This is a genomic window from Acidisphaera rubrifaciens HS-AP3 (genome assembly GCF_000964365.1).
Lineage (GTDB): Bacteria > Pseudomonadota > Alphaproteobacteria > Acetobacterales > Acetobacteraceae > Acidisphaera > Acidisphaera rubrifaciens.
On sequence record NZ_BANB01000538.1, the window covers coordinates 1 to 1,148 of the forward strand.

The following is a 1,148-nucleotide window of genomic DNA, read 5'->3' on the forward strand; positions in this document are numbered from 1 at the left end:
GCAGTGGCAGGCGGTCGGCGCGGTCACGCTCATCGGCCTCGGCCTGCTGGTCGCGGGCGCGCCCGCGGACGACCGGGCGGCGGCCTTCGTCGTCGCCCTCGGGCCGGTGACATGCGCATTGGCCGCGGCGGCGCTGCTCGATCTGCTGCGCCGCGCGCTGGCGCGGCTGGAGGCCGAGCGCAGCCACGCGGTCGCCCTCGTGGAAGGGCAGAGCCTGCTGTTCCGCGAATTGCAGCACCGCGTCGCCAACAACATGCAGTTCATGTCCTCGTTGCTCACGCTGCAATCGCGGCGGGTGCCGGAAGAAGCGCGGCGCGTGCTGGTGGACGCGCGCCAGCGCGTGGACGTCCTGTCGCGCATCCACCGGCGGCTGACGACGCCGGTGTCGAGCGACGACGACCTCAGCCAGATGGTGGAGGAGACGTGCCACGACCTGCTGGAGGCGACGGGCGCGTCGAACATCGTCTGCCGCGTCAGCATGGTGCCCACGCAACTGCCGATCGACGCCATCAGCGCCCTGTCGCTCATCATCACCGAGCTGGTCACCAACGCGCTGAAGCACGCCTTCGTCGGGCGCGGCGGCGGTACCATCGCGGTCACGCTGCAACCTGTCGATACCGGCCGTTACATGCTGGAAGTGCGCGACGACGGCGTCGGACTCGGCGAGGCGGCGGCGGCGGCGCAGCACAGCCTCGGCATGCGCGTCATCGAATCGCTGGCGCGGCGTCTGGACGGCAGATTCAGCCTGTCCGGCGACCCGACGGCGGATCACGGCACCGTCGCGCGGCTGGAATTCGGCGTCGCCGGCGCGTGAGCCGGTCGCCTGAAATGCTTCAGAGCACGTTGCGCTTCATTACATGATGGTAGCGGCCACGGGGTTGCGGCCTTTGGCGCATCGCCCCAGTTTGACCACAGACATCGCCGACCCTGCGCACGTGGTTCGGCGACAGATTTAGGAGGCAACGATGCGCCTGCGCATTCCGGCTCTTCTGGCGATCCCGGTCGTGGCGGCGGGCCTGATGGCCGCGACCGCGCAGCCGGCCAACGCGTGGTGGCGCGGCGGCGGCTGGCATGGCGGATACGGCTGGCACGGCGGCTATGGCTGGCACGGCGGATACGGCTGGCGCGGCGGTTGCTGCTGGGGCGGC

The 1,148-nt window shown here is 70.9% G+C and carries 2 protein-coding genes; both read left to right on the plus strand.

The window, feature by feature from the left end; genetic code table 11:
* Window positions 1-814, plus strand: an 814-nt coding sequence (locus B8460_RS14275; RefSeq protein WP_048862283.1) for a sensor histidine kinase, incomplete at its 5' end; no start/stop codon positions are given.
* Window positions 815-965: 151 nt separating this feature from the next.
* Window positions 966-1,148: hypothetical protein (locus tag B8460_RS14280; protein ID WP_048862284.1), on the plus strand; the 183-nt coding region annotated here is incomplete at its 3' end.